The 26,541-nt window shown below is 35.2% G+C and carries 27 protein-coding genes; 23 read left to right on the top strand and 4 right to left on the bottom strand.

Translation table 11 applies throughout. The features are described from left to right. The 4 genes from ASO14_RS13630 (at position 1) to ASO14_RS13615 (ending at position 3,067) form a co-directional block, all read left to right on the top strand. Positions 1–657 (top strand): ABC transporter permease, encoded by a 657-nt coding sequence (locus tag ASO14_RS13630; protein WP_068456566.1) that lies wholly within the window; start codon positions 1–3, stop codon positions 655–657. A gap of 12 nt (positions 658–669) precedes the next feature. Next, positions 670–1,578 (top strand): osmoprotectant ABC transporter substrate-binding protein, encoded by a 909-nt coding sequence (locus tag ASO14_RS13625; RefSeq protein WP_087680971.1) that lies wholly within the window; start codon positions 670–672, stop codon positions 1,576–1,578. 2 nt (positions 1,579–1,580) lie between these two features. Continuing rightward, a complete protein-coding gene (locus ASO14_RS13620; RefSeq protein ID WP_068456563.1) occupies positions 1,581–2,276 on the top strand; it encodes an ABC transporter permease in 696 nt (231 codons plus the stop codon). A 104-nt stretch (positions 2,277–2,380) separates the two neighbouring features. Beyond that, entirely contained in the window at positions 2,381–3,067 is a 687-nt protein-coding gene (locus ASO14_RS13615; protein WP_068456561.1) for a dihydrolipoamide acetyltransferase family protein, read from the top strand. Positions 3,068–3,107: 40 nt separating this feature from the next. On the opposite strand, the gene ASO14_RS13610 is transcribed toward ASO14_RS13615, so the two are convergent. Continuing rightward, positions 3,108–4,298 carry a class I SAM-dependent rRNA methyltransferase gene (locus ASO14_RS13610; protein ID WP_068456557.1) on the bottom strand — a complete coding sequence of 397 codons (1,191 nt, stop codon included), beginning with the start codon at positions 4,296–4,298 and terminating at the stop codon, positions 3,108–3,110. 246 nt (positions 4,299–4,544) lie between these two features. On the opposite strand from ASO14_RS13610, the gene ASO14_RS13605 reads away from it, so the two are divergent. Both ASO14_RS13605 and ASO14_RS13600 read left to right on the top strand, forming a co-directional pair. After that, the gene (locus tag ASO14_RS13605) at positions 4,545–5,450 is read left to right on the top strand and encodes a C40 family peptidase (protein ID WP_068456553.1); all 906 of its coding nucleotides are present in this window, start codon (positions 4,545–4,547) and stop codon (positions 5,448–5,450) included. Between the two features lie 259 nt (positions 5,451–5,709). Continuing rightward, positions 5,710–6,519 (top strand): YitT family protein, encoded by an 810-nt coding sequence (locus tag ASO14_RS13600; RefSeq protein ID WP_409136326.1) that lies wholly within the window; start codon positions 5,710–5,712, stop codon positions 6,517–6,519. A 128-nt stretch (positions 6,520–6,647) separates the two neighbouring features. Here ASO14_RS13600 and ASO14_RS13595 read toward each other — a convergent pair whose 3' ends face one another. Then, positions 6,648–6,977, bottom strand: coding sequence for a heme oxygenase (locus ASO14_RS13595; protein WP_068456545.1), 330 nt, complete (start codon positions 6,975–6,977; stop codon positions 6,648–6,650). 466 nt (positions 6,978–7,443) lie between these two features. On the opposite strand from ASO14_RS13595, the gene ASO14_RS13590 reads away from it, so the two are divergent. From ASO14_RS13590 to ASO14_RS13550, 9 genes are all read left to right on the top strand, one after another. Further along, positions 7,444–9,003 (top strand): sensor domain-containing diguanylate cyclase, encoded by a 1,560-nt coding sequence (locus ASO14_RS13590; protein WP_068456542.1) that lies wholly within the window; start codon positions 7,444–7,446, stop codon positions 9,001–9,003. 153 nt (positions 9,004–9,156) lie between these two features. Continuing rightward, positions 9,157–9,606, top strand: a complete 450-nt coding sequence (locus tag ASO14_RS13585; protein WP_068457578.1) for a helix-turn-helix transcriptional regulator — start codon at positions 9,157–9,159, stop codon at positions 9,604–9,606. An 88-nt stretch (positions 9,607–9,694) separates the two neighbouring features. Beyond that, positions 9,695–10,522 carry a hypothetical protein gene (locus tag ASO14_RS13580; RefSeq protein WP_068456538.1) on the top strand — a complete coding sequence of 276 codons (828 nt, stop codon included), beginning with the start codon at positions 9,695–9,697 and terminating at the stop codon, positions 10,520–10,522. 136 nt (positions 10,523–10,658) lie between these two features. Further along, positions 10,659–11,354: an ABC transporter ATP-binding protein gene (locus tag ASO14_RS13575; protein ID WP_068456533.1), complete on the top strand. Its 696-nt coding sequence runs from the start codon at positions 10,659–10,661 to the stop codon at positions 11,352–11,354. Then, a complete protein-coding gene (locus ASO14_RS13570; protein ID WP_068456530.1) occupies positions 11,344–12,636 on the top strand; it encodes an ABC transporter permease in 1,293 nt (430 codons plus the stop codon). The genes ASO14_RS13575 and ASO14_RS13570 overlap by 11 nt, the downstream gene beginning before the upstream one ends. Positions 12,637–12,969: 333 nt before the next feature. Further along, positions 12,970–13,734 (top strand): GTP cyclohydrolase II, encoded by a 765-nt coding sequence (locus tag ASO14_RS13565; RefSeq protein ID WP_068456526.1) that lies wholly within the window; start codon positions 12,970–12,972, stop codon positions 13,732–13,734. After that, a complete protein-coding gene (ribD, locus tag ASO14_RS13560) occupies positions 13,697–14,791 on the top strand; it encodes a bifunctional diaminohydroxyphosphoribosylaminopyrimidine deaminase/5-amino-6-(5-phosphoribosylamino)uracil reductase RibD (protein ID WP_068456523.1) in 1,095 nt (364 codons plus the stop codon). The genes ASO14_RS13565 and ribD overlap by 38 nt, the downstream gene beginning before the upstream one ends. 7 nt (positions 14,792–14,798) lie before the next feature. Next, complete coding sequence (locus tag ASO14_RS13555) at positions 14,799–15,881, top strand: FAD-dependent monooxygenase (protein ID WP_068456521.1); 1,083 nt, start codon at positions 14,799–14,801, stop codon at positions 15,879–15,881. Positions 15,882–15,894: 13 nt separating this feature from the next. Then, a complete protein-coding gene (locus tag ASO14_RS13550) occupies positions 15,895–16,458 on the top strand; it encodes a 5' nucleotidase, NT5C type (RefSeq protein ID WP_068456516.1) in 564 nt (187 codons plus the stop codon). Between the two features lie 46 nt (positions 16,459–16,504). Here the strand turns inward: ASO14_RS13550 and ASO14_RS13545 are convergent, their stop codons facing one another. After that, the gene (locus ASO14_RS13545; protein WP_231726960.1) at positions 16,505–16,783 is read right to left on the bottom strand and encodes a hypothetical protein; all 279 of its coding nucleotides are present in this window, start codon (positions 16,781–16,783) and stop codon (positions 16,505–16,507) included. Positions 16,784–16,891: 108 nt separating this feature from the next. Next, positions 16,892–18,388, bottom strand: a complete 1,497-nt coding sequence (locus tag ASO14_RS13540) for a catalase (RefSeq protein ID WP_068456511.1) — start codon at positions 18,386–18,388, stop codon at positions 16,892–16,894. Between the two features lie 399 nt (positions 18,389–18,787). Here ASO14_RS13540 and ASO14_RS13535 point away from each other — a divergent pair, with 399 nt between their 5' ends. The 8 genes from ASO14_RS13535 (at position 18,788) to ASO14_RS13500 (ending at position 26,404) form a co-directional block, all read left to right on the top strand. Then, positions 18,788–19,846: a nitric oxide synthase oxygenase gene (locus ASO14_RS13535; protein WP_068456508.1), complete on the top strand. Its 1,059-nt coding sequence runs from the start codon at positions 18,788–18,790 to the stop codon at positions 19,844–19,846. 20 nt (positions 19,847–19,866) lie between these two features. Next, positions 19,867–20,334, top strand: coding sequence for a DinB family protein (locus ASO14_RS13530; protein WP_068456505.1), 468 nt, complete (start codon positions 19,867–19,869; stop codon positions 20,332–20,334). A 202-nt stretch (positions 20,335–20,536) separates the two neighbouring features. Next, complete coding sequence (locus ASO14_RS13525) at positions 20,537–21,727, top strand: M20 metallopeptidase family protein (RefSeq protein ID WP_156422382.1); 1,191 nt, start codon at positions 20,537–20,539, stop codon at positions 21,725–21,727. Continuing rightward, positions 21,720–22,532 (top strand): VOC family protein, encoded by an 813-nt coding sequence (locus tag ASO14_RS13520; protein WP_068456499.1) that lies wholly within the window; start codon positions 21,720–21,722, stop codon positions 22,530–22,532. The genes ASO14_RS13525 and ASO14_RS13520 overlap by 8 nt, the downstream gene beginning before the upstream one ends. A gap of 40 nt (positions 22,533–22,572) precedes the next feature. Beyond that, positions 22,573–23,547, top strand: a complete 975-nt coding sequence (locus ASO14_RS15090; protein WP_068456497.1) for an aliphatic sulfonate ABC transporter substrate-binding protein — start codon at positions 22,573–22,575, stop codon at positions 23,545–23,547. 12 nt (positions 23,548–23,559) lie between these two features. Beyond that, positions 23,560–24,318, top strand: a complete 759-nt coding sequence (locus ASO14_RS15085; RefSeq protein ID WP_068456494.1) for an ABC transporter permease subunit — start codon at positions 23,560–23,562, stop codon at positions 24,316–24,318. A gap of 15 nt (positions 24,319–24,333) precedes the next feature. Then, positions 24,334–25,095, top strand: coding sequence for an ATP-binding cassette domain-containing protein (locus tag ASO14_RS13505; RefSeq protein ID WP_068456490.1), 762 nt, complete (start codon positions 24,334–24,336; stop codon positions 25,093–25,095). Between the two features lie 136 nt (positions 25,096–25,231). Then, the gene (locus tag ASO14_RS13500) at positions 25,232–26,404 is read left to right on the top strand and encodes an MDR family MFS transporter (protein WP_197409924.1); all 1,173 of its coding nucleotides are present in this window, start codon (positions 25,232–25,234) and stop codon (positions 26,402–26,404) included. Positions 26,405–26,541: the final 137 nt, after the last annotated feature.

Raw genomic sequence — 26,541 nt, 5'->3', positions numbered from 1 at the left:
ATGGGTGAATTTTTTACAGCAGCAGGAGATTTTTTAGTAAATAATAAGCAAGAAATTTTAGTTAAAACATGGGAACAATTTTATATCTCTATGTCAGCATTATTATTAGGTATTATCGTCGCTGTTCCAGTAGGCGTTCTATTATCTAAAACTGAAAAAGTCGCAAAAGTGGTCATGGGAATTACAAGTGTGCTTCAAACTTTACCATCTCTAGCGATTTTAGCACTGATGATTCCAATTTTAGGAGTTGGGAAAATTCCAGCGATTGTTGCGCTATTTATTTATACATTATTACCAATTTTAAATAACACATTTATTGGCATGCAGTCAGTCAATAAAGATTTACGTGGTGCTGGTATGAGTATGGGAATGACCAAGTTCCAAAGTATTTATTTAGTAGAGTTCCCTCTTGCAATTCCTGTTATTATGGCAGGTATTCGTCTATCTGCAGTTTATGCAGTATCATGGGCAACTTTAGCTTCGTACATAGGAGCTGGAGGTCTTGGGGATTTCATCTTTAACGGATTAAATTTATATCAACCTGAATTCATTATTGGCGGTGCTGTATTTGTAACGATTTTAGCATTATTAATTGATTTTATTTTATCGAAAGTAGAAAAAATAGCGACGCCAAAAGGCTTACGAGTAGAACGATAGGAGGGGTAATTTATGCGGAGACTGAAATGGATTGTTTTCATTTGTAGCATAATGCTCATCTTATCTGCTTGTTCATCTGGAAAAGATGAAACGATTAAGATTGCTACAGTGACTACAACAGAGAGTGCTATTATGGGGAATATGGTTAAACTCATGATTGAGCATTATACAGATGAAAATGTACAAATGATTAATAACTTAGGTTCGAGTGTTGTCGTACATCAAGCTATGTTAAATGGTGATGCAAATATTTCAGCGACACGTTATACAGGAACAGATTTAACAGGTGCTTTAGGGCAAGAAGCAATTAAAGACCCAGAAGAAGCAATGAAAAAAGTACAGGAATTATTCCAAAAAGATTATGATCAAACGTTTTTCGACTCATATGGCTTCGCAAATACCTATGCATTCATGGTAAGTAAGGAAACAGCGAAAAAATATAATTTGAAAAAAGTAAGTGACTTACGAAAAGTTGCAGACAAAATGCAAGCTGGTGTGGATACATCGTGGATGAATCGTCCAGGAGATGGTTATAAAGCATTCGTAAAGGAATATGGTTTTGACTTTAACAAAGTCTACCCAATGCAAATTGGTCTTGTATATGATGCGGTTGAAGCTGGAAAGATGGACGTTGTATTAGGTTATACGACAGATGGACGTATTTCGAGTTATGACCTTGTTGTATTAGAAGATGATTTAAAATTCTTCCCACCATATGATTGTAGTCCACTTGCAACGAATGAATTACTAAAAACACATCCAGAAGTGAAAAAAATTCTAGAAAAACTTGTCGACAAAGTATCTACAGAAGAAATGCAGAAATTAAATTATGAATCAGATAATAATTTATTAGAACCAGCTGTTGTCGCACAACGTTTTTTAGAAAAACATAATTACTTTGATGATAAAGGGGGAGAATAGGCATGGAAAATATGAATACCTTCCAGCAATTCTTTTACTACTTTGATGAAAATGGTAGTTATGTATTTATGCAATTTGTTCAACACTTTTTAATCTCAATCTATGGTGTATTAATTGCAGCCGTTGTCGGTATTCCTATCGGCATCCTGATTTCAAAATATGGTCGACTTTCAACATATGTCATTACCATTGCAAATATTATTCAAACGATTCCTGGTTTAGCGATGTTAGCCATTTTAATGTTAGCTATCGGTTTAGGTCAAACAACCGTTGTTGTAGCAGTATTCCTATACTCACTATTACCGATTATTAAAAATACCTATACAGGAATCAATAATATTAATAAAGATCTTACCGATTCAGGTAAAGGAATGGGTATGACAAAACTACAAGTCCTGTATATGATTGAGTTACCACTGTCACTATCCGTTATTATTGCAGGTATTCGCATTGCGCTTGTTGTCGCAATTGGAATTACAGCGATTGGTGCATTCATCGGAGCAGGCGGTTTAGGAGATATTATTATTCGAGGTACGAATGCTACAGATGGTACAGCGATCATTTTAGCAGGTGCGATTCCAACAGCTCTAATGGCAGTTTTAGCAGACTTAATTTTAAGTTTTATTGAACGAAAGATTGACCCTGTGAAAAAGAATCGTAAATTAATTGAACCAAAAATTGAATCATTAGAAGAGTAACAAAAGGAGAAATCGTCAAATGGCGGTTTCTCTTTTTAAATACATTGAAATCTATGTCGAAAGGGGATAGCATACAAAAGAGAAGTTCAAAAGGAGAGACAGAGATGACGGAACATAAAGAAGAACGCATTCCAATTGTCGGTATGCGTAAAAAAATCTATAAAAATTTAGTGCAATCTGCTTTTACGATTCCACATGCAACAGGTATGGAAGAAGTGCAAGTAGATGCGCTCATTACGTATAAGAAACAGCTAGCTGAGCAATCAAATGTACATATCACCTATTTACCAATCATCATGAAAATAGTGGCACAAATGCTTCAAAAGTATCCAATCTTTAATGCGACCATTGATGAAAAAGCAAATGAGATTGTATTGAAAAAAGCGATTAATTTAGGTGTAGCAACTGCAACAGCTGAAGGGTTAATCGTTCCTGTTATTAAAGAAGTGGAAGAGAAAACAATAGAAGAAATCGCTATAGAACTGCAAGATGTGACAGAACGTGCGCGACAAGGTACGCTGAAAATTACCGATATTGCTGGCGGCACATTTACGATTTCAAATACAGGAGTAAAAGGTGGCACATATGCTACGCCGATTATTAATTTCCCCCAAGTTGCAATTTTAGGAGTTCATGCAATGAAAGAGCGCCCTGTGATTCTACCAGACCGCACGATTGGCATTGGTACGATGATGGGTATGAGTCTATCATTTGATCATCGAATCATAGATGGAGACCTTGTTGGGTTATTTATGAATGATTTAAAAGAAGCTATTGAGAATATACATTAGATAAAAAAACGCACCGACCCGTTAAGTCAGTGCGTTTTTATTAGTTTAATCTTTGAATGAAGCAAACTTTTAAGTAGTTGAATTCAGGGAAGTCGCGGTTTGCGCGGAAATCTTTTGGTAATCCGAATTGCTCTACAATTTTATATTTTGTATTTGTTTCTTTACATGCTTGGTCGATAAATGTTTTGAATTTTTTCATACCGAAGCTGGCATTGTTTGTTGAAGCAACGATGATTCCTTTTTTTGCTGTAATTGAAAGTGCATCAGCTAATAATTTTGGATAATCTTTGGCTGTTGAGAAAGTCATCTTCTTCGTACGTGCAAAACTTGGCGGGTCTAATACAACTAAATCAAATTTTAATTGATGGCGTTGTGCATATTTGAAGTAGTGGAATACATCCATTACTTTGATGTCCTGTGCCTCAAAATCAATACCATTCACACTGAATTGTTCAATTGTTTTTGAAAGTGAGCGTTTTGCTAAATCGACAGAAGTTGTTTCTCTAGCGCCACCAAGAGCAGCAGCTACAGAAAATGCACCTGTATAAGAGAAGGTATTTAACATATTTGTACCTTCTGCATATTGATCGCGAATTGTGCGACGTACATCACGTTGGTCAAGGAAGATACCTGTCATAGCACCGTCATTTAAATCAATCGCAAAGTTCATGCCATTCTCTTTAATGATAATCGGGAACTCACCCGGTGTACCTTTTACAAAGTCATCTTCTTGTTCAATATACATACCTTTTGTATCGAAGCGTTTTTTCTCATAAATAGCTTTGTAATTTGTTAATTCATCAAGTGCTTGAATAACAAAGTCTTGATAACGATAAATACCATCGCTATACCAATTGATTAAGAAGTAACCATCATAATAATCAATTGAGATTCCACCAATACCGTCACCTTCGCCATTAAAGACGCGGAAAGTAGTTGTGTCTGCATCATTGAAGAAGTTTTCACGTAGTTGTAGTGCGGCACTGATTTTCTTTGTAAAGAAAGCTTGGTCGATTTCTTCGTGTTCCTTCGTTGTTAACACCCAACCAATACCTTTATTTTGAATACCGTAATAAGCCTTTCCTAAAAAACGATTATGGACATCCACTAATTCAAAAAGTTCGCCTTCATTTTCTAAAAGGTCTTTATTCGATACAGCATCGCGATGGACAAGTGAGTAGCCTCTTTTTAAGTCAGCGATAAAATCGGGTTTTACGCGTAATGTTTTCATAAATAGTATAGTTCATCCTTTATTTTCATAGTTTCTTCTATTATCGCACTTTTCTCTCAGAAAAGCGAAACCGTTCTTTTGTTACATACCGTAATATTCTTTAATGTTTTTGTAATCGAAATGTCGTTGTTTATGTTTAAGTATTTCTATAGACTAGGTTACGTGGTAATGATAAAAAAATATGATTTGTGAAGAAAATACGTTTATATATATCAATTTAATGAAAAAACCGGGGGAACATATACAATGAAGAAGCAATTAATCGCAGTAACAACAGCAAGTGCCATCGCATTATCAGCAGGTTTAGCAGCGACACCAATGACAGAAGCATCAGCAAAAAGTAGTGTATCTGTTACTAAAAAAGCATCTGGAACATACGTTGTAAAAACAAAAAAGAATGTATATTACCAAGCGAATAAGAAAAAAATTGGTACTGTATCAAAAAATGCAGTTGTTACATTAACACATAAACGTGTAGTAAACGGAAAAACATGGTACAAAATTAAATATGGTAAGAAAACAGGTTGGGTATTATCAACAAACTTATCAAAATTAACACTTTCAAAAACATCAAAAGTATCAAAAAGCTTTAAAACATCTGCAACAAAAAATTTATACTCAGCAGCAGGTGGTCACAATAAAAAAGTTGGTACTGTGAAGAAAAATACAGTTGTAAAAGCAACGTATAAGCGTACAGTAAACGGAAAAACATGGTATAAAATTAGCTATGGTAAAAAAACAGGTTGGGTTGTCGGCTCAAACCTAAAAAAATATGTAAAGAAAACTTCTACAAGCGGTAGTAAATTAATCTCAACAGGCGCACAATACTTAGGTGTACCTTATGTTTGGGGCGGAACTTCTCCAAGAGGATTTGACTGCTCTGGTTTTACACAATATGTTTATAAAAAAGCAAATGGTAAGTCAATTCCACGTACAAGTGGGGCACAATACGCAGCTTCTAAGAAAGTATCAAAATCACAATTAAAACAAGGTGATTTAGTATTCTTCTCAGTAGGAAGTAGCCGTATTACCCATGTTGCAATGTATGCAGGTAATGGTAAATTGTTACATGCTGCTGGAAATAAAGTTCAATATCAATCATTAGCAGGTTACTGGGATCGTTATGTAGTAGGCTACGGTACATTCCAATAAAATATATAAAAGATATGAATTCTGTAAGTGGGTCCATATCTTTTTTTATTTAATAAAATACAAAATTTTCTAAAATTTCAAATGAAATCACATGATTTTCATGTTTTTTTGAAAACTCCTTGTAAATGCGACCTTATTAGTGGGAATTTTGCGTATTTATTTCTAAAATAAGAGTATAAAGTAAAAAGAGGAGAGTTTGATGAAAAGAGAAGCAAAGAAAAGAAAAATACAAAGAATTTTATGGCGAGTATTCGCTGTTATGTCTGGTGCGTTAATTGCGGCATATGGATTAGAAGCAATTTTAATTCCAAACAGTGTATCAGATGGAGGCGTAACAGGTATTAGTATCGTCTTATCAGAATTAATTGGCCTACCTTTAGGGGTATGGATTGCGATTTTAAATATTCCATTTGTTTGGCTAGGGTATAAACAGATTGGTAAAAGTTTTGCGATGTATTCGACGTTAGGGATTGCGACATTAGCTGCGGGTACTGTCGCAATGCATGATGTTCGAACAATTATTGAAGGTGACACATTACTGATTACCGTAGTAGGTGGGATTATTATCGGTTTTGGTATGGGTCTTGCACTTCGTAATGGTGGTGCCCTAGATGGAATCGATATGTTTGCCGTGTTACTATCACGTAAATTACCATTTGGTACAAGTGATTTGATTTTATTCTTGAATATGTTCGTTTTCATTTTAGTATCATTCGTGTTTGGATTCAAAGGAGCGATTTTATCGGGTCTTGCTTACTTTATCGCTTCAAAAGTAATTCATATTGTCGAAGAAGGCTTAAGTGGTGCGAAAACATTTAAAATTATTACGAAAGATCCGGATACATTGGTTGAAACAATTCGTGATCGTTTAGGCCGTAGTGCAACATTAACAGATGTGTATGGCGGCTATTCACATGAAAAATTTAAAGAAGTTACATGTGTGATTAACCGATTAGAAGACACAAAAATTAAATCAATTATTTTTGAAATTGACCCTGAAGCTTTTGTTACGGTGTATGACATGGCAGAAGTAAAAGGCGGAAACTTTAAGAAACGTAATATTCACTAATCTAGGTGGATACATATATGAAAATCCCGTATGATTTCCGAATCATACGGGATTTTCTATGCTTTAAATAGTATTATCTTTTTTAGCCTTTATTTAGGAAGGCTAAAAGAGATAAAGTAGCTTGTATTTTACGCTTCTGTTGATGTCACGATTTCTGAAATGACAATTTGGCTACCTAACATTGGTGATTCTTTCGGTGCTTCGCCTTCTTTTGGTTCAGGGCGTTTGTGAGATTCTTTAAATGCATCGCTATTACGCCATTCGTGGAATCCATCCAGTGATTCCCAAAACATATTGACACTCATTTCATCATAATCTTCAAAGTCGCGTGCAATCGCCACTTCTGTTTTGATGAAGCCAGGGAATTGTTTTAACGTGTCGCCACCTTTTGTAAAGTTTGGAGCCATTTTTTCAGCAAAGCCTTTTTTTACTTTAATACGGTTTGTTACGATAAACATATGCAAAACTCCTCTATTCGATAATGTGTAACTTACTAAAAGAGTACTCCACTTATTAAAAAAAATGCAAACGGTAAGAATATAAAAATAAAAAAGACTACCTCATGCAGATAGTCTTTTTCCATATATTAAGGAGAGTTCTACATAGTCGTGCGATATTTAGAAGGATTACAGCACTACTTGGGGAATAGTTCTGATCTAAATACGTAGAACATGCACTTGAAAACTAGCAACTAGATAATGCTAGTCTGTTGAATAGAATAAAAGGGGGACTAAATCCTAGTATTCTACTCCACATTTGAATTATAGGATGAAAAAGGAAATTCTTCAACATAAATTTACTAAAAATAGTAAAAAAGAACATAAATTACAATATAATAGTATAAATAAGTTTTAAATTGTTTTCAATTATAATTGGAATATTTTATAATTAAAGGAAATAGTAAAAAAGAAGTGAGACGATGAAATGAAAAATAATAAAATAAAACTACAGTATCTTATCATCGGTGTGGCTTTACTAGCATTTATTTTGACAAGTATCGTATCAATTTGGAGCGGTTATAAATTGAATAAAGCGAACTTGGGTGAAAGTGCGATGGTTACAAATCGAGTCTATGCTCAAAAAGTAGCAGAGACGGCTAATAATTATTTAGCAGAGCAACAGAAAATTTTAAAGGTTAATGCGAAGTATATTGCAGAACGTATAGATGACCAATCAGATTTAGAAAAACATGCAGATTTTATACGAAATCAGACGAGTGCATTCAACTCGATTGCAATTGTTAATAAGAAAGCAGTTGTTCTCGCAACGTCTCCACAATCGTTAGATTTAGTTGGTGTAAAATTAACAGCTGAAGCAACGAAAAAAGCGATTAAAGAACAAAAGCCCATGATCTCTCAACCTTATACGAGTGTGAGTGGTCGGTTGATCGTTTTTGTAACGACACCTATCTTTTCAGAGAAAAATGAATATCTTGGTTTAATTGGTGGCACGATTTATTTAAAAGAAAAAAATATTTTATATAAATTATTAGGTGCACATCCATATGATGGTCAATCAACTGTCTATGTTGTCGATCGAGATGGTACGATTATTTATGATGAGCGAAAGAAAAATATTGCGCGTGATTTACCTGATAATGACATTATAAATATGGCGATTCATAAAAAAACAACAGGTGTTGTTAAAGGAGAAAATACAGAGAATCAAATTGCTTTTGCAGGATATGCACATGTTAAAAATGCAGATTGGATGGTTATTGCACAACGACCTGCTTCCGCAGTTGAAGCGCCGGCTAAACAATTATTCAAGCAGATGTTTTTAATTGCACTACCGTTCTTAGCTATTTCTTTAATTATTGTTATTTTCCTATCATACCGCATTGCAAAACCGCTTCAACGGTTAGCTCAGTTGACAGAGAGCAGTAAGTTGAATGATGAGGAAAATAATTTCCGTTCTGTTCAGGCTTGGTACTATGAAGTGATTCAATTGAAAGAAGCGCTTATTCAAAGTTTTAGTCATTTACATGAACAAGTATTGGAGTTAACAGGTAAGTCAGAACGCGATGGATTAACAGGTTTATATAATAGACGAACACTGGATGATCGTTTAATGTCTTGGACGAAGGAACAAAAAAGTTATGCAGTCATTATGTTTGATGTCGATCATTTTAAAAATGTAAATGACACATATGGACATGATGTGGGTGATGAAGTTCTTCGTTTTATCGCAGCAGCTATGTTACAACATGTAAGAACGACCGATTCATGCTATCGTTTCGGTGGTGAAGAATTTGTTATTTTATTACCGGGTGCTTCGGTTGATGTAGCCTATGAACGAGCAGAAGAATTGCGACAATACTTTGAACAAACAAATAGCCCAACATCACTACCAATTCATATTTCAGCAGGTGTGGCAGAATGTCCAAGTGATGGAGTAGAAGGAAATGGTGTTTTAAAGAAAGCAGATCAACTTTTATATGAAGCGAAACAAAATGGACGTAATCAAGTAAGAAAATCGAACTAAGACAATAGCAGTGAACAAAGGGTAAAAATTAGATGAAGTATATAAAATAGATGTCTTTTCTGCTTTTCCTATACGAATGATTGGACTTTCAAAAAAGAGTTCGATAAAATGATGTTTCAGTGTAAAGTTACACACTATAGAAAAGGTGAGAGTATGAAACGTGAAGAAATGATTACGATTGTTTCCCAAAAGATGAAATTAATTCGAACAGAATACAATTACACCCAAGAGCAGATGGCAGATATTTTAGGAATCTCTAAAAAAACACTGGTTCAAATTGAAAAACAACGCATTGAATGTGGTTGGACAGTAGCTGTCGCTGTATGTACACTTTTTCGAAACAGCATGATTTTACAAACAGCGCTAGGTGGCAACCCACTTATGTTTATTTCATTAATTGCGAATGAAGGATTGATTCACGTAGATAAAAATGAAGTGAATGATAAGTTATGGTGGCGTACAATTGAGAATAAGACGAATTGGCGCATCCAACAAAACCTTGTGCACACATGTTTTCGTATTTTAAATCCAGAGGGTCGTATTATTTTTTATACATTCTCTAAAGATATTGCATTAGAAGAATTCCAAAAGCATATTTTTTAAATTTAAGCCTTTCTTTTTCAAACATCCGTTGAAAAAGAGAGGTTTTTATTTATTTAATGGGTAAAGAATTGAAAGGGGGACAAATAAAATGAAGAAAAGGATCATCATAACGATTAGTGTGATATTAATAGTGGGTGTATCAATTTATTTTTTGGTCTCCTTTTTAGAACATAAAAATAAACAGCAACAACCAGTTCAAAAGGAAACAAAAGAAATCGACTATGAACACATGATAAAAAATCCAAAAAACTATGTCGGTCATTCAATTGAAGCTGAGGGTTTAGTAGATGATTCAAAATATATTAATGGAAAAGGTGTTTACTCAGTCATTTTATTAAAAAAGGGTGAATATACAACAAGTGTAGTTATTGTTGAGACAGATAAAAAAGAAGCATTAGCGCAACAGTCCTACATTCGTTTTGAAGGAGAAATTACAGGTATCTATAAAGGAAATTTGGACTTAGGTGTACAAGGGGATTTGGTAGAGATTCGGACGAAAGAAGTCATTATCGAAGAAAGTGAAAAGAGTCCGAATATGGTCAATGTTGAAATAAACGAACAAGGTAATTTTGGAAATGTACATGTTGAAGTAGATAAGGTGCGCATGTATCCAAAAAGTACACGCATTTATTTATTTTTATACAATAAAAATAATACTCGTATTTATTTGAATGATTCATCTATTAAACTCTATGCAGATGGGAAAGAAATACCATCCAAGTATGAAGTACTCGATCAATCTATTCGTCTTGCCCGTTCACTAGAACCAAATAAAGGAACGAGAGGCGTGATGTCATTTGAAGCAGCCCCGAAAGATACAAAAAAGCTCGATTTAACTTTTGAAATGACGATGGTCAATCAGAAAAAACCAATTCAGTTCTCACATGAGATGAATATGGAGGTCATAAAAAAATAATAAGCTAAAAGTCTATGTGATTTTTATCAGATAGGCTTTTTTTCTTTTCTTAAGAAAATCTTCATTTTTATCCTCCTTAATTATTAAGATTTATTTCCTATACTGAAGATAACAAAGAAAAGAAGGAGCTATGAACATGATTACATTAACGAATATATGCCATACATTTTCGATTGGTAAAAAAGGTCAAGAGCGACAAGTACCTGTTTTAAAAGATGTAAATCTTCAAGTCGAATCGGGTGAAATCGTCGCAATTGTCGGAAAGAGCGGTTCAGGGAAGTCGACTTTATTAAATACGATTGCTGGGTTTTTAAAACCAGATGAAGGCAAGATAGTTTTAAATCATAAAGATACAACGCATTTATCAGAAGCAGAGCATGCAAAATTTCGCCTGAAAAATGTAGGTTTTATCTTTCAAAATTTTCAATTGATGCCAGGGTTAACGGCTTTTGAAAATATTGAATTACCTCTTAAAATTCAAGGGATGGGAAAGAACGCTCGTTTTCAAACTGTACGAAAAATAATGGAGCGCGTGGGTTTGAATGAAGTACTCGATCACTACCCCAATGAATTATCTGGTGGACAGCAACAACGTGTATGTATTGCGCGTGCACTCGTAACGAATCCGTCGATTATTTTGGCAGATGAACCAACAGGGAGTTTAGATTCAGAAACAGAAAAAGATATTCTAGAGCTTATTCAATCATTGAATCAATCACTCGATTTAACTTTTGTCATCATTACACATGATGAAGAAGTAGCGAATAGTGCACATAAAAAATACCGTATGCATGACGGGCAATTACAGGAGGCGATTTACAGTGCAGTTTAAAGATCAATTAGATTTTGTGAGACAACATGTAAAAAAGAATCGTATGCGTATTTTCACGACAATTTTAGCGACTACAATGGGCTGTGCGTTCTTAATCGTACTTGCTTCCGTCGCATTTGGTTTACAAAATTCATTGAAAAAAGAAGTATTATCAGATGATACACTAACACGCATCGAAGTATATAATGATGGCAATAAGGAAATTGAACCAACTGAAATTAAAAAGATGAAAAATGTGAATGCGGTGACGATGAACACGCTCATTCAAACGGGTAATTTAGAAGCAAATATTGATGCGTATAAAGGAAGTCCGGAAGTCATCTTAACGGATTTTAAAGAAAATGAAAAAGCCAATTTAAAATTATCAAAAGGTACATATCCAGAAAAAGCAGATGGTGTAGTCGTTGGTTATAATGTTGCACAAATCTTGCTGTCAAAAGAAGATGAGAAAAAGTTAGAGAAAGAGAAAGATGCATCAAAAATTAATATAGGGATTCAAGAAAGTATGATTGGAAAGAAAATCACACTTAATTGGAAAAATGAAGAAACGAAGAAAAAAGTAACACGCACATTTACAATTGAAGGTGTGGGACCGAAGCCTAAAAAAGAGTGGGAACAAGATGGAACAATTCGAATTAGTAAAGAAAACGAAGAAGCACTTGTACAAGATTTAAAAACACTTTATGGTAAAAAGCTTAAAGCGGAAGAGATGATTTATCGTACAACGGCTGTTTATGCGACGGATCTTGAAGCGGTGACGGCGATTAATAAAGCCTTGCAAGACGAAGGTTACGCAACTTATACAGTTTCACAACAATTAGAAGAAATGAACTTATTATTCTTAGCGCTAAAAGCAGGATTAATCTTTGTTGGAACGATTGCAATTTTGATTGCATCTATTGGGATTTTTAATACGATGACGATGGCTGTGACAGAACGAACACGTGAGATTGGTGTTATGAAGGCAATTGGTGCTAGTCCAAAGCTAATTCAGCGTCTGTTCGTGATGGAGAGTGCTTACATTGGTGTGATTGGAACAGTCATTGCGGTTATTATTTCATATATTGTTAGTTTTGCGGCGAACTATGCGATTCCGAAAATCTTGTATATGGCAACAAATGAAAAAGAATTCTTAACAACAGAGATTCAATTTTCAGCGATTCCATGGCAGTTAGTCGTGATTGCGGCTGCAATTAGTATTGGTGTAGCCATTCTATCTGGTTGGAGACCTGCAAGAAAAGCAACAAAAATTGATGTTATCCAAGCTTTACGTCAAGATTAAAAATGAAGAGACTTGACACATAAGTATAAGAAAAACCAGAATCGCGCTGTAGCGTGGTTCTGGTTTTTTGTTGTGAACTTTAAAAAGGAAAATAAAGTATTTAGTCCTATCCTCGAGATGTTCTCTGTTGAAAATACTTCTGTCTCAATTGTTTACTTTCTTCATATGAAAACTATGGTTCTAAATTCAAGCTTTTTTATTGCTAAAAGGGTAGAATATTTGTTATGAGGTAATCCATATGTTCAGGTCAAATTACTAGACAAATGATGACGACTTATTTAAATTAAATCACAGACACTGATTAAAAAATAAAATTGTAATGAGGTAATTCATATGACAATCAACAATAAAATTTTAAATAAAATCCAATTCACAGAACGTAATGAAAATGAAAAATTAAGCGTTGTAGGCCCTATTCGCTTACCAATCAAACAGGGTGATTTTGAAGCGACATTTCAGTGGTATTGTTGGAAAGATGTTCCAGCATCTGTATCAAAAGAAGAAATGATTGAACTACTACCATCTATGAATCTAGCTTTCGGACAACAGTCATCGGTACTGGTGTACGGTGATTTTGCGAACTCTGAAGATGCGATTATTCGTATGCATAGTATTTGTCATACTGGGGACATCTTTGGTAGTCAACGTTGTGACTGTGGCTATCAATTACATGAATCGATGAAAATGATTGTCGAACATGGTTGTGGTGCGATTTTCTATTTAGCTGACCATGAAGGGCGTGGAATCGGTCTATTCTCTAAATCCCTTGCTTATTTATTACAAGATGATGGTCTTGATACGGTAGAGGCGAATCATGAACTAGGTTTTGAAGATGATATACGTTCTTATGAGGATGCGATTAAAGTACTTGAAGTGTTACGCCAAAAACCTGTAACACTGATTACGAATAATCCGAAAAAATTAGAAGCGTTAAAATCACATGGTTTATCTGCGAAAGGGCATATTCCTTTATGGGGTGGAGTAACAGATAGCAACCGTTACTATTTAGAAACAAAAGTGAAAAAAGCAGGTCATATCTTAGGTGAGGGTGGTGTCGATAATGCAGAACGATCAGTATTACATGAATCTCGCGATTGAGCTGGCAGCGAGCGCAAAAGGTAACACAAACCCAAATCCACTTGTTGGGGCTGTTGTTGTAAAAGATGGTGTCATCGTTGGTACAGGGTTACATCGAAAAGCAGGAGAACCACATGCAGAGGTGCATGCTTTTCGTATGGCAGGAGATCATGCGAAAGGCGCAACATTGTATGTAACACTTGAACCTTGTTCGCATTACGGTAAAACACCACCTTGTGCAAATTTAGTAAAAGAATCAGGCGTGAAACGTGTTGTTGTAGCGATGCAAGACCCGAATCCAGAAGTAGCTGGTCGCGGTATTCGCTTACTTCGTGATGCCGGAATCGAAGTAGAAGTCGGTTTACTAGAAGAAGAATCACGTCGTTTAAATGAACGCTTTATTCATAATATGCTGACAGGACTTCCTTTTGTGCGCTCAAAATTTGCGATGACATTAGATGGTAAAATCGCGACTTATAATGGACATTCACAGTGGATTACAGGTGAAGCAGCACGTGCTAATGTGCACGAATTGCGTCATGAAGTAGATGGAATTCTTGTTGGTAGTCAGACAGTTTTAAATGATAATCCAGCATTAACAACGCGTCTAGCAGACGGACGTGAAGGACGAAATCCTGTACGTGTTGTATTAGATGGTCAATTACGTACACCAACAGATGCACAAATTGTTGATACTACTGTTGCACGTACAATTATTGTGACATCTAAAGAACATGAAGCGCGTACGAAAGAATATCCAGGTGTAGAGTTCATCTATGTATCTATAAAGAATGACAAACTAAACTTACAAGAAGTTTTACCGGCACTTTATGAAAAAGGAATTACAGATTTACTTGTTGAAGGTGGAGGCACAATTAATGCGTCATTCTTACGTGAAGGCTTGATTGACCAAATGATTGTCTATATTGCACCGAAAGTATTGGGTGGTCGTCATTCGATTACACCATTTACAGGTGATGATGTTAAGACAATTGATGAAGCGATGCCATTATCATTTGACCAAGTGGAGCAAATTGGAGAAGATTTACGTATTATTGCGTATCCAAAGAAGGATTGAACAACGAATGTATAAAGAAGTAGATATAAGTATTGTAGGCGGTGGCCCTGGTGGGATGTTACTCGCCTACTTACTTGCGAAAAAAGGGATTCATGTACTCTTATTGGAGCGTACAAATGAATTAGCGCGTGCCTTTCGTGGTGAACATATTAATGAAGATGGTGAAGCAATTTTAAAGTCATATGGACTTTATGAAGCTGTTGAAAAACGTGGTTTATTAATGATGGAAGCGGTAGAGTATTGGCAAAAAGGTGAGAAAATTAAAACGATTTTACCTGATGCATCTGTAGGGCATTTAGGTATTCATGTGCCACAAGCACATCTACTTGAAGCGATTTTAGAGCAAGCAGAGGCGTATCCAACATTTGAATATCAGCTCAATACACGCGTAACAGAATTACTGCAAAATGAAGAAGGACGTTATATTGGTGTGAAAGCAAAACAAGGTGATATGGAACTGACGGTCATGAGTCATTTAGTAATTGGAGCGGATGGACGCTATTCAACTGTACGAAAAAAAGCACAGATTTATCCGACAATTCGTAAACATGGTTTTGATTTATTGTGGGCGCGTATTCCAGCACCAATAAATTATGAACCCGTTATAAAAATGGCTCTTGTTGACGGTATGCAAATTGCGTTATTTGCACAAACGAATGGTTATGTACAAATCGGATGGCATATCGAAGAAGGTAGTTACGGGGAACTAAGAAAACAACCGTTTGAACCATTTATTACGAAGTTAGTAGAGGCTTTTCCAGATTTGCGTGAAGCAGTACAGTCCCATATACAGTCTTGGCAGGATTTTGTCGTGCTTGACGTATTTAGTAGTCAAACAGAGTGTTGGGGAGCAGAAGGGCTCGCTCTAATGGGGGATGCTGCACATACGATGACACCAACAGGCGCATATGGTCTAAATGAAGCATTAAAGGACGCTGTGGCATTAGCTGAGTTGATTGATGAACAAACAATTCAACGACTTGAGTTACTTACATGTGAGCGTCAACGCAAGGATGAAGTAACCAAATTACAGGCGCTACAAAGAGAGAAAGAACAACAATTTGCAGCGCAGTTTTTAGTACATGTATAAAGGGGGAAGTTCGATGCGATTTGGTTTTGATATTGACGATACATTAATTGATTTACGTCGACATGCCTTTTATTTATATGAAGAAAAGTTAGGGCGAAAAGCTTCGATTGAAGCGTTTGAGCAATTGAAAACCGTAGCGATTCATTCTTTATTTGATTTAACGAATGAAGAAGGTAAGAAGATGTGGCAAGATACAACGGAAGACATCTATTTCACAAACTGTCCCTCTTTTGATATGGCAAAAGAAGTAGTGAATGATTTAGTAGCTGCTGGGCATGAAGTATTTTATGTGACCGCACGTCCAAAACACTATTGTGAAAAAACACGTGAATGGATGAAGGCGCAAGGATTTCCGGTAGTAGATACCAGGTTCTTCTGTGGTATGGAAGACCACGAAAAGATTGATACAATTCGTAATCTACATCTCGACTACTATATTGATGATAAACCAGCTGTACTCGATACATTAGTTGGCATTGATACAACGTTATTAATTAAAGATCAATCATATAATCAAGAGGCGACGCGTTATCCACGTTTATATCAGTGGAATGAATTTAAAGATTTGGTGAAATAGCAAAAAGTGCTTTAGCATAGGAAAATGCTAAAGCACTTTTTATTTATTAATAAATTGTACGGAACTCGATTTCATCGCTATGTTTTCTAAATAACTCCTCAATGGTTATACCATTAATTTTAGCTATTTGCACAAATTGATGGTTATCATGTGTATAATCGCATATTTCTTCTGAATCTACGATTAATGATCGGCCCTCTTGGAAATTTGAAATGAAGTATTTTTTATTCTTATAAGTAAATTCAATTTCATGACCGATTTCAAGTAATTGTATGAGTGTCTCAAATGTGGCGTTTTCTAAATGATTATATGGTGTTTCGCTCAATTCATTTCACCCCGTAAAAATTTGTTTCCATTATTTTATCATTTAAAATAAATAATCCAATAGAAAAAGAGAGCTTGAACATTAATCCAAGCTCTCTTTTTAACTTTATTAGAAGTATTTAATCTCTTTATTCAAGTCGATTTTTGAAATATCCATACCCAATGCTTTGGCTACACCTTCACCATAAGCAGGGTCTGCTTTGTAGCAGTGGATAATATGGCGTTCTTTGATGAAATCTTCAACAGGAGCCATATCTTCAGCAGTATTATTGAATAATTGTTGTTTTTGATCGTCATTCATCAGACGGAATAACTTACCTGGTTGCTCGAAGTAGTTATCATCATCTTCACGGAAGTCATAAATATCTGCTGGTCCATCTAATTCAAGTGCAGGGTCTTTATATTCTGGTTGTGGATGTAACGCACCATAGCTGTTAGGGAAGTATGTGATTGCAGAGCCACGATTACCATCTGCACGACCTTGACCATCACGGTGATACACCATGAATGGGCATTTTGGTGTATTAACAGGGATTTGGTGATGGTTTACACCTAAACGATAACGTGCTGCATCTTGATACCCGAATAAACGAGCTTGTAACATACGGTCAGGTGAGAATGAGATACCTGGTACAACATTTGATGGTGCAAATGCTGCTTGTTCTACATCTGCAAAGTAGTTTTCAGGGTTACGATTTAATTCGAATTCTCCAACCTCAATTAATGGATAGTCTGCTTTATACCAAACTTTTGTTAAGTCGAATGGATTGTCAGGATGATTACGCGCTTGTTCTTCAGTCATCACTTGGATGTACATTTTCCATTTCGGGAAATCACCTTTTTCAATCGCGTTAAATAAGTCACGTTGAGATGATTCACGGTCTTGTCCTACTACTTCAGCAGCCTCTGCATTTGTGTAGTTTTCAATTCCTTGTTGTGTACGGAAATGGAATTTTACATACACACGTTCATTATCTGCATTAATCATTGAATACGTATGAGAACCGAAACCATGCATGTTACGGTAACCTTTTGGAATACCACGGTCAGACATAACAATTGTTACTTGGTGTAATGCTTCAGGTAACATTGTCCAGAAATCCCAGTTGGAATTCGCATTTTTCATATTCGTTTTTGGATCACGTTTAACAACGTGGTTTAAATCTGGGAAGTGAAGTGGATCACGGAAGAAGAATACAGGTGTATTGTTTCCGACCATATCCCAATTTCCTTCTTCTGTATAGAATTTTAAAGCGAAACCGCGAATATCACGTTCAGCATCTGCTGCACCACGTTCACCAGCTACTGTTGAGAAGCGAGCGAACATCTCTGTTTGCTTACCTACTTCTGAGAAAATTTTTGCTTTTGTATATTTTGTAATATCATTTGTTACAGTAAATGTACCGAATGCACCAGAACCTTTTGCATGCATTCGGCGCTCAGGAATTACTTCACGATTGAAGTTTGCTAATTTTTCAATTAAAAATACATCTTGTAAAAGAATGGGACCGCGTTTACCAGCAGTCATACTGTTTGAGTGACTTACAACAGGTGTACCTGTCGCAGTTGTTAAGCGTTGATGGTCTGTATTTTTGTTTTCTGTCATAAAATAATACCTCCTGAAAATTTATAAGATTTCTACAGCGAACTGTAGACAATAACAAGCTATAAATATACTGTAACATACATTATAATTAAAAGTAAATAATAATCATTCTATTTAAGGAATTCCTATAAATAAAACATCACTTCGAGTAGTATTCCCTATTTACAACATAAATAAACATTTATTTAAAAGAAAAATGTGTTTTTGCGAATTATAATATAAGTAGTTTTGTAAATGATTTATTTATCATTCTCAATTAAATGAGAAAAAAGATGTAATTGAAAATATGAACAAATGTTTACAAGTATTTAAAGTACATCTTTCGAATTAGTTAAATTAGTCTTTTATCTCACAGTAGATTATTTTATGATAGGTAAAGTATGAAATGAGGTGTTCTATATGTTGGAAAAAGCACGTGCTTTTATAAAACAATTCGGAAAAGAAATGAAGAAACCAATTGAGCAACGCTTAAAAGAGATAGAAGAAGAAATTATAAGCACAGGTACATATACTCATACAGAAGAAGAACTAGTTTATGGCGCAAAAGTTGCGTGGCGCAACAGCAATAAGTGTATTGGTCGCTTATTTTGGAATAGTCTACATGTGTTCGATCATAGACGTTTAGAAGATGAAGAAGAGATTTTTGAAGCACTAGTCGAGCATATTCGCTATGCAACAAATGGTGGGAAAATTCGTCCAACGATTTCTATTTTTGCACCTGGACGTGTGCGTATTTGGAACGATCAATTAATTCGATATGCAGGTTATGAAAAAGACGGACAGGTGATTGGTGATACGGTATCACTTGATGTAACTAAAAAATTTCATGAACTGGGCTTTCCTATGGGAGATCAGCCATATGATATTCTACCACTTGTTATTCAAGTGGACGATAGACCTCCTAAAATGTTCTCGATTCCGAAAGATGCTATTTTAGAAGTTCCAATCACACATAGTCAGTATCCTAAAGTAGAACAAATTGGTATGCGCTGGTATGCAGTTCCGATTATTTCAAATATGGGATATGAAGTTGGTGGTATTACATATGAAGCGGCGCCATTTAATGGTTGGTATATGGGAACAGAGATTGGCGCACGTAATTTAGCAGATGAAGATCGTTATAACTTTTTACCACAAGTAGCAGAAGCGATTGGTATTGAAGCCAAAAGAGCGCATACGCTATGGAAAGATCGCGCGCTAGTTGAGTTGAATTATGCAGTGCTAGAATCTTATAAACAAGCGGGTGTGAGCATTGTTGATCACCACACAGCAGCACAGCAGTTTCAATTATTTGAACAACAAGAAGAAAAAGAAGGGCGTGATGTGACAGGGAACTGGACATGGCTAATTCCACCTTTGTCACCTGCAACTACACACATCTTTCATCGTCCTTATAATAATACAAAAAAATCACCAAACTATATCTATCAACAGAAGCCATTTCACCTAGAAAAATAGTTTTCGAAAGGAACAGAAACATGATTTACAGTAAAGAACGAATTATTACTTTGATGCGTGGGAGTATTCAAAGAGTAATTCGTTATATTGATTTATCAGATAATCTACTACGCATACCGATGGAAGTAGATAAGTGGAGTATATTTGAAACAATAGGTCATCTAACTGCTTGGGACCAGTTTATTTTGAAAAAACGATTACCTCATTTAATTCAAGGTATTCCAGTCTCTCCTATTTATAATATTGATGTACACATTGAAAAGTATATGAAGGATATTTGTCAAATTCCAACATATGAAATATTACGTTATTTTATTCAAGTAAGAAAAATGTTAATTACACAGATTATGCAGATTTCTGATAAAAGCTGGTGCAGAGTTGTGAAAATCGGTCAAAAAGAACAAACGATGGTGCAATACTTTCAACAATTAATTGAGCACGACGAAAAATATTTTCGACAAATTGATAGATATTTAGGAAAGCATTAAGAGAAATTCAGAGAAATCATTGTAAACAGATGGTTTCTCTTTTTAGTATTATAAAAGTATCCTTTTATTTTAAATTAAGAAAAATAAATCATTTTATAAAATTTGGATAAAAAGGTTGTTTTTATTTATTCTTTATATTATGATACGAATTATATTAAAACCTAGTAAATTGATAAGTATAATAATGAAAAGGGGATTTCATATGAATGAATCGATTCGAAAAGTGCAATTTCAGCTTGAAGAGCAGTTACCAGAAGTAATTGAGTGGAGAAGGTATTTACATCAGCATCCTGAATTATCTTTTCAAGAGAAAAAAACATCACAATTTATACTAAATGAATTAAAAAAGTTACCTTTGGACATAAAAGAAAATGTAGGTGGTTATGGTATTGTCGCTACATTAAGAGGGAAGTCAGTTGGGCCAGTCGTTGCGTTTCGAGCTGATTTTGATGCATTACCGATTCAAGATTTAAAAGATGTAGCATATAAATCAAAAAATGACGGTATTTCGCACGCTTGTGGACATGATGGGCATAGTGCTGCTCTCTTAGGATTTGCAAAAGTTCTTTCTAAATTTAAAGAACAGCTACATGGCGCAATCGTATTTATTTTTCAACCAGCAGAAGAATTACCACCAGGCGGTGCGAAATTTATGATTGAAGAAGGGGCACTTGAAGGTGTAGATGTCATTTTTGGTGCACATCTTGATACTTCTGAACCTACAGGAACTATTTCAATTGGAGCAGGCTATCAAATGGCTGCAGTTGATCGGTTTAAGATTACATTACAGGGACTAGGAGGCCACGGTGCAAGACCACATGAAACAAAAGATGCAATTGTACTCGGTTCTAAAATAATTAGTGACTTGCAGCAAATTGTATCGAGAAGAATTGATCCTTTCTCACCAGCGGTTGTTACTGTGGGAATTTTTCAGTCAGGGAGTGCATTTAATATTATTGCAGATTCTGCTGTAATCGAAGGTACAGTACGTACAATGACAAATGATGTACGCACCAAAATCCAAGAAGAGATTGAGTTAATTGTGTCAAAAGCAGCTGAAGGAGCGCATGCAACGTACGATTTAGAATACATAAATGGTTATCCAGCACTGTATAATCATCCAGTAGAATCTGAATTAGTTACACAGCTTGCTTCAGATTTACAAGTAAAAGCGCTTCAACCAGTTATGGGAGCTGAAGATTTTTCTTATTATTTATTAGAGAGACCAGGAACATACTTTAGAGTAGGTGCTCACAATGAGCAGGAGAGTACACAATTTTCACATCATCACCCTAAATTCGACTTTGATGAAAAAGCATTACTAAATATGCAACAAATGTTCTTAAAAATTGCAGCACATTATGTACTAAAGGAGGAAGAAGTTCATGCCTAAATTTGAATTTGACCATGTTGTACACTTTTTGAATCAACCAGAAGCGTTTATCCATGAACTAAATAAACAAAATATTCATGCAGTTGAAGGAGGAAGACATGAAGGGCGAGGAACGTATAATGCATTAAGCTATTTTGATTTAAGTTACATTGAATATCTTGGTGCATATGACGAAGAACTTGTACGTAAGAGTAATCCAGCACATCATAGTATGATAGAAACAATTATTGAGCAAGATTTTGAAGAAAGTCTTGTAAGATTCGCAATTCGTACGGATGATATTCAAAAAGCAGCTGCACGTTTTAAAGAAGCAGGTCTAACTGTTACAGGACCAGATGCAATGTTTCGAAAAAGACCAGATGGTAGCGAAATTCACTGGCAATTACTCTATATAGGTGAAGAAAATAATAAGTTACCACTTCCTTTTATTATTCAATGGAATCAATCAGATGAGGAACGCCGTAATGAACAAATTCAGCAGGGAGTAATTGGTCAGCAACTACCGAATACAGCATTAGAAGGTGTCGTATTTGTAGTGGAAAATGCAGAAGAAACAGCTAAACGCTGGGGTGGTTATTTCAAACAACAAGTTGGTAAAACATATGTAGACCAGACACTTCAAGCCAAGATTGTAACGATTCCTCTAAATGGAGGAGAATTGTATTTCGCAGAACCTGTAGGTGAAGGTGTCATTAAAAATACATTGCTAACAAAAGGTGAAGTACCTTTTCAAATTAATTTAAAAGGATTTAATGAAGAAAAATTATTTGAAGCACATAATGGCCGTTATTTATTAAAAAAGTAGATATTAAAACCAAGTAATTTTATAAGAAAAGAGGATTTTTATGAAGAAAACAAAATTAACTTTATTAACAGTCATTACACTTGTATTACTCGTTCTCACAGCATGTGGTTCAAAATCTAAAGATACGGATGCTGCAGCAGATAGCGATAAAGTTGTGAAAATAGGTTATCAAAAGGGTAATACAATTAACATTTTAAAAGAGAGTGGCTATTTAGAAAAGAATTTGAAAGAGAAAGGTTACAAAGTAGAATGGCGTGAATTTTCACATGGTGGAACTTTACTAGAAGGGTTATTCACAGGGAATATCGATTTTGGTCATGCTGCTGATGGTTCAGGTATTACAGCGCAAGCAGGTAACAAACCTTTCGTATATGTAGGAGCAGATAAACCAAATCCAGAAGGTATTGGATTACTGGTTTTAAAAGATTCAGGCATTAAGAATATTAAAGAATTAAAAGGTAAAAAAGTGGGTGTATTAAAAGGTGGAAATCATCACTATCTAGCAATGTTAGCAGTGGAAGATGCTGGGTTAAAAGTCGATGATATTGAATGGGTTTATCTACAAGATGCTTCTCAATTAAGAACAGCTTTTGAAACGAAAGCAATTGATGCGCTTGGCACGTATGATCCTTTCTTTGCAGGAGCTGAAACAGATTTAGAGACTGTTAATTTAACAGAAGGAAAAGACTATGACTATCCGAATCGCACATTCTATTATGCAAACGAAAAATTTAATCAACAACATCCAGAATTAGTTGAAGTGATTTTAGATTCGATTGCTGAATCAGATGAGTGGGCAAATAAAAATAAGCCTGAAGTTGTTAAGTTAGTTTCAAAAGCTTTAGGAATTAATGAAAAAGTGATTGAGCGTGCGATTGATCGTCGTACTTATGGTTTAGATCGTTTAGATGAAAAAATTATTAAAACACAACAGGCGCAAGCAGACTACTACACAAAAGTAGGGTTAATTCCACAAAAAATTAATGTTTCTGAACGTGTCAAAGATACCAAATAAGGAGTGAGACAAATGAAAGAAAAGAAGTGGAGTTTTATACCTTGGCTAATCCCTATCGCATTTGTTGGGGCATGGCAATTAGTAACACAGTTTCAAATTGTCTCGACACAACTGGTTCCTGCTCCTTTAACAGTACTGAAAAGCTTTTATCAATTAGTTATTTCAGGAGACTTACTGTATCACTTAGAAGGAAGTCTTGGTAGAGCATTTATCGGTTTACTGATTGGTGGGGGAATTGGCTTTATTTTAGGTATTACCAATGGACTTTCAAAATTTTCCTTTCTTTTTACAGATACGTCTTTGCAAATGATTCGAAATGTACCGAATCTAGCACTTGTACCGCTTGTTATTATTTGGTTTGGTATTGATGAAGGAGCAAAAATTTTCTTGGTAGCTATTGGTGTGATGTTCCCAATCTATATTAATACATTACATGGTATCCGAAATATTGATCCTGGTTATATTGAGATGGGAAGAATGTATGGACTAAAAGGCTTTAAATTATTTAAAGAGATATTACTGCCAGGTGCATTACCATCTATTTTCGTTGGTTTACGTTATTCATTAGGTGTGATGTGGATGACATTGATTGTAGCTGAAACAATTGCAACGACAAGAGGAGTTGGCTATCTAGCAACAACAGCTCAACAATTTATGCAATCAGATATAATCATTATTACGATTATTTTATATGCGTTATTTGGTAAATTAGCAGATTTATTAGCAAGATTTGGCGAAAAAAAAGCTTTGCGTTGGCATAAGGCTTATTAAAAAGGAGGAAGGTACATGGTCGTCACAGCTCGTCCAATAACACCTGTTAAATCAAAAAGTGGTGTAGAAATCACATTACAACAAGTCGTGAAAAAATTTGATGAAAAAAACGTCTTAAAAGAAATTTCTCTCACAATTGAAAGAGGCGAATTTCTAGTAATTGTCGGTAAAAGTGGTAGTGGTAAAAGTACATTATTACGTTTAACAGCTGGATTGGATCAACCTAGTTCTGGCACAATTCAATTTGATGGCCTATCTCCTAAAGAAGCAAAAACGAATGTTCGAATGATGTATCAAGATTCGCGTTTATTACCTTGGAAAAAAGTAATTCAAAATGTAGGGATTGGCTTAGCCGGAGATTGGGAAACAAAAGCAGCTCATACATTAGAACAAGTAGGTTTAAGTGATTTTAAAGATCAATGGCCTTCTAATCTTTCAGGTGGTCAACAACAGCGTGTGGCATTAGCACGAGCTTTAGTAAATAACCCAGACTTATTATTGTTTGATGAACCGTTAAGTGCACTAGATGCATTAACACGTTTAGATATGCAAAATTTAATTGAACAATTATGGTTAGAAAAAGGCTTTACAGCAATGTTGGTCACACATGATGTACAAGAAGCTGTGAAATTAGGCGATCGCATTATTCTCATAGAAGATGGTGTTGTTGCATTAGATATTCGTAACGATGCTAAAAGACCACGTGGTTTTGATGATGAACAATTAACAAAGCTAGAAAAACAAATTTTAGCACGTATTATGCAAAATCATGAATAAATAAAAAGTCCGATAAGTAGGCAATTTCTGCTTCGGACTTTTTATTTTCGCGTAAAAATATTTTGTCAGTCGAAATAATGATAGATTTTCATTTTATTCCTTTATATACTATTGAAATAATAGAGGAGGGGATATTTTGAAAGTCATACAATATTTTCACCCCGTCGTTTGGAATATCTTATTAGGAACAATCTTCACCCGTATCGCAAGTTTTATGACAATTCCATTTCTTGCGCTTTACTTACATAGTGAGTTACATGCAGAACCTGTGACAATTGGTATAATCATCGGTCTTGCGCCATTACTTGCAACGGTTGGAGGTTTTTTTGGAGGTTATTTAACCGATCGATTTGGTCGAAAACTTATTATTTTAGTCACTATTTTTTGCTGGACACTTATTTTTTTAGGCTTTGCACTTTCAACATCCATTGTGGTTTTTGGATTTTTGAGTGCGTTGAACGGACTTTGTCGTTCATTTTTTGAACCTGCAACACAGGCATTGATGGTGGATTATACGACGCCTGAAAAACGTCGTCGTTTATTCTCCGTTCGTTATACAGCGATTAATATCGCAGCAGTAATCGGGCCATTAGTTGGTGTATGGTTAGCAGCGCTATCCAACCCACAAATTCCATTCATTATTACAGCGATTATGTACGCGTTGTATGGTTTAGCACTAGTATTTATTTTGAAGAAATATGCGACACAAGCCGTAATCAAAGCAACAAAAAGTATTACAGCTGTATTCCAAGTGGTTTTCACCGACCGAAAATTATTATTATTACTTGCAGGAGACATTCTAGTTTCTGTTGGCTATTCTCAATTCGATTCGACACTTCCACAGTTTGTCAATGCGACATTAGATGATGGTGTAAAACTGTATTCTGTACTAATTGCTGTTAATGCGATTGCGGTACTTATTTTGCAGTTACCACTTAGTGTGATTAGCGAACGAATTTCAACGATTCGAACATTGATTTTAGGGATTGTATTTTTTGCGATCGGTTTTGTATTATTTAATATTTCAGAGAGCTGGACGATGTTTATTATTGCGATGATTCTCTTTACAATTGGTGAAATTTTCGCATTCCCGATGATGAATGCAGTCATTGAGGAGATTGCGCCAGAGGACCGGAAAGCGACGTATCTCGGTGCGTCACAGCTTAAAAATCTCGGTAGTTTTATGGGGCCTGTTCTTGGAGGGTGGTTATTAATTCAATTCCAAGTGGGGGTATTTCATATTATTGCGGTGATTACGCTGTGTAGTATTCCATTTTTTTATTGGACGTTTGCTAAAAAAGAAGCATAAATATAAAAAGGCTAGGAGCTATGTATATTTCATACATAAATCCTAGCTTTTTTTATTGTTTGTAGAAGGGAGGAGGAACTTATCACAGCGAAAAAAATCGTTTTAAAATTTTATCACGCGCAAACACGATTTATCGT

Origin of the sequence: Kurthia sp. 11kri321, from assembly GCF_001534765.1 — a bacterium.
Taxonomy (GTDB): Bacteria; Bacillota; Bacilli; order Bacillales_A; family Planococcaceae; genus Kurthia; species Kurthia gibsonii.
The sequence above is the reverse complement of the archived record's forward strand: the minus strand, read 5'-3'. Positions and strand labels throughout refer to the sequence as shown.

What these genes read in the sequence shown, in the direction of transcription:
- ASO14_RS13630 (WP_068456566.1), top strand. Translation starts at nt 1, where the DNA reads ATGGGTGAATTTTTTACAGCAGCAGGAGATTTTTTAGTAAATAATAAG.
- ASO14_RS13625 (WP_087680971.1), top strand. Translation starts at nt 670, where the DNA reads ATGCGGAGACTGAAATGGATTGTTTTCATTTGTAGCATAATGCTCATC.
- ASO14_RS13620 (WP_068456563.1), top strand. Translation starts at nt 1,581, where the DNA reads ATGGAAAATATGAATACCTTCCAGCAATTCTTTTACTACTTTGATGAA.
- ASO14_RS13615 (WP_068456561.1), top strand. Translation starts at nt 2,381, where the DNA reads ATGACGGAACATAAAGAAGAACGCATTCCAATTGTCGGTATGCGTAAA.
- ASO14_RS13610 (WP_068456557.1), bottom strand. Translation starts at nt 4,298, where the DNA reads ATGAAAACATTACGCGTAAAACCCGATTTTATCGCTGACTTAAAAAGA.
- ASO14_RS13605 (WP_068456553.1), top strand. Translation starts at nt 4,545, where the DNA reads ATGAAGAAGCAATTAATCGCAGTAACAACAGCAAGTGCCATCGCATTA.
- ASO14_RS13600 (WP_409136326.1), top strand. Translation starts at nt 5,710, where the DNA reads ATGTCTGGTGCGTTAATTGCGGCATATGGATTAGAAGCAATTTTAATT.
- ASO14_RS13595 (WP_068456545.1), bottom strand. Translation starts at nt 6,977, where the DNA reads ATGTTTATCGTAACAAACCGTATTAAAGTAAAAAAAGGCTTTGCTGAA.
- ASO14_RS13590 (WP_068456542.1), top strand. Translation starts at nt 7,444, where the DNA reads ATGAAAAATAATAAAATAAAACTACAGTATCTTATCATCGGTGTGGCT.
- ASO14_RS13585 (WP_068457578.1), top strand. Translation starts at nt 9,157, where the DNA reads ATGAAACGTGAAGAAATGATTACGATTGTTTCCCAAAAGATGAAATTA.
- ASO14_RS13580 (WP_068456538.1), top strand. Translation starts at nt 9,695, where the DNA reads ATGAAGAAAAGGATCATCATAACGATTAGTGTGATATTAATAGTGGGT.
- ASO14_RS13575 (WP_068456533.1), top strand. Translation starts at nt 10,659, where the DNA reads ATGATTACATTAACGAATATATGCCATACATTTTCGATTGGTAAAAAA.
- ASO14_RS13565 (WP_068456526.1), top strand. Translation starts at nt 12,970, where the DNA reads ATGACAATCAACAATAAAATTTTAAATAAAATCCAATTCACAGAACGT.
- ribD (WP_068456523.1), top strand. Translation starts at nt 13,697, where the DNA reads ATGCAGAACGATCAGTATTACATGAATCTCGCGATTGAGCTGGCAGCG.
- ASO14_RS13555 (WP_068456521.1), top strand. Translation starts at nt 14,799, where the DNA reads ATGTATAAAGAAGTAGATATAAGTATTGTAGGCGGTGGCCCTGGTGGG.
- ASO14_RS13550 (WP_068456516.1), top strand. Translation starts at nt 15,895, where the DNA reads ATGCGATTTGGTTTTGATATTGACGATACATTAATTGATTTACGTCGA.
- ASO14_RS13540 (WP_068456511.1), bottom strand. Translation starts at nt 18,388, where the DNA reads ATGACAGAAAACAAAAATACAGACCATCAACGCTTAACAACTGCGACA.
- ASO14_RS13535 (WP_068456508.1), top strand. Translation starts at nt 18,788, where the DNA reads ATGTTGGAAAAAGCACGTGCTTTTATAAAACAATTCGGAAAAGAAATG.
- ASO14_RS13530 (WP_068456505.1), top strand. Translation starts at nt 19,867, where the DNA reads ATGATTTACAGTAAAGAACGAATTATTACTTTGATGCGTGGGAGTATT.
- ASO14_RS13525 (WP_156422382.1), top strand. Translation starts at nt 20,537, where the DNA reads ATGAATGAATCGATTCGAAAAGTGCAATTTCAGCTTGAAGAGCAGTTA.
- ASO14_RS13520 (WP_068456499.1), top strand. Translation starts at nt 21,720, where the DNA reads ATGCCTAAATTTGAATTTGACCATGTTGTACACTTTTTGAATCAACCA.
- ASO14_RS15090 (WP_068456497.1), top strand. Translation starts at nt 22,573, where the DNA reads ATGAAGAAAACAAAATTAACTTTATTAACAGTCATTACACTTGTATTA.
- ASO14_RS15085 (WP_068456494.1), top strand. Translation starts at nt 23,560, where the DNA reads ATGAAAGAAAAGAAGTGGAGTTTTATACCTTGGCTAATCCCTATCGCA.
- ASO14_RS13505 (WP_068456490.1), top strand. Translation starts at nt 24,334, where the DNA reads ATGGTCGTCACAGCTCGTCCAATAACACCTGTTAAATCAAAAAGTGGT.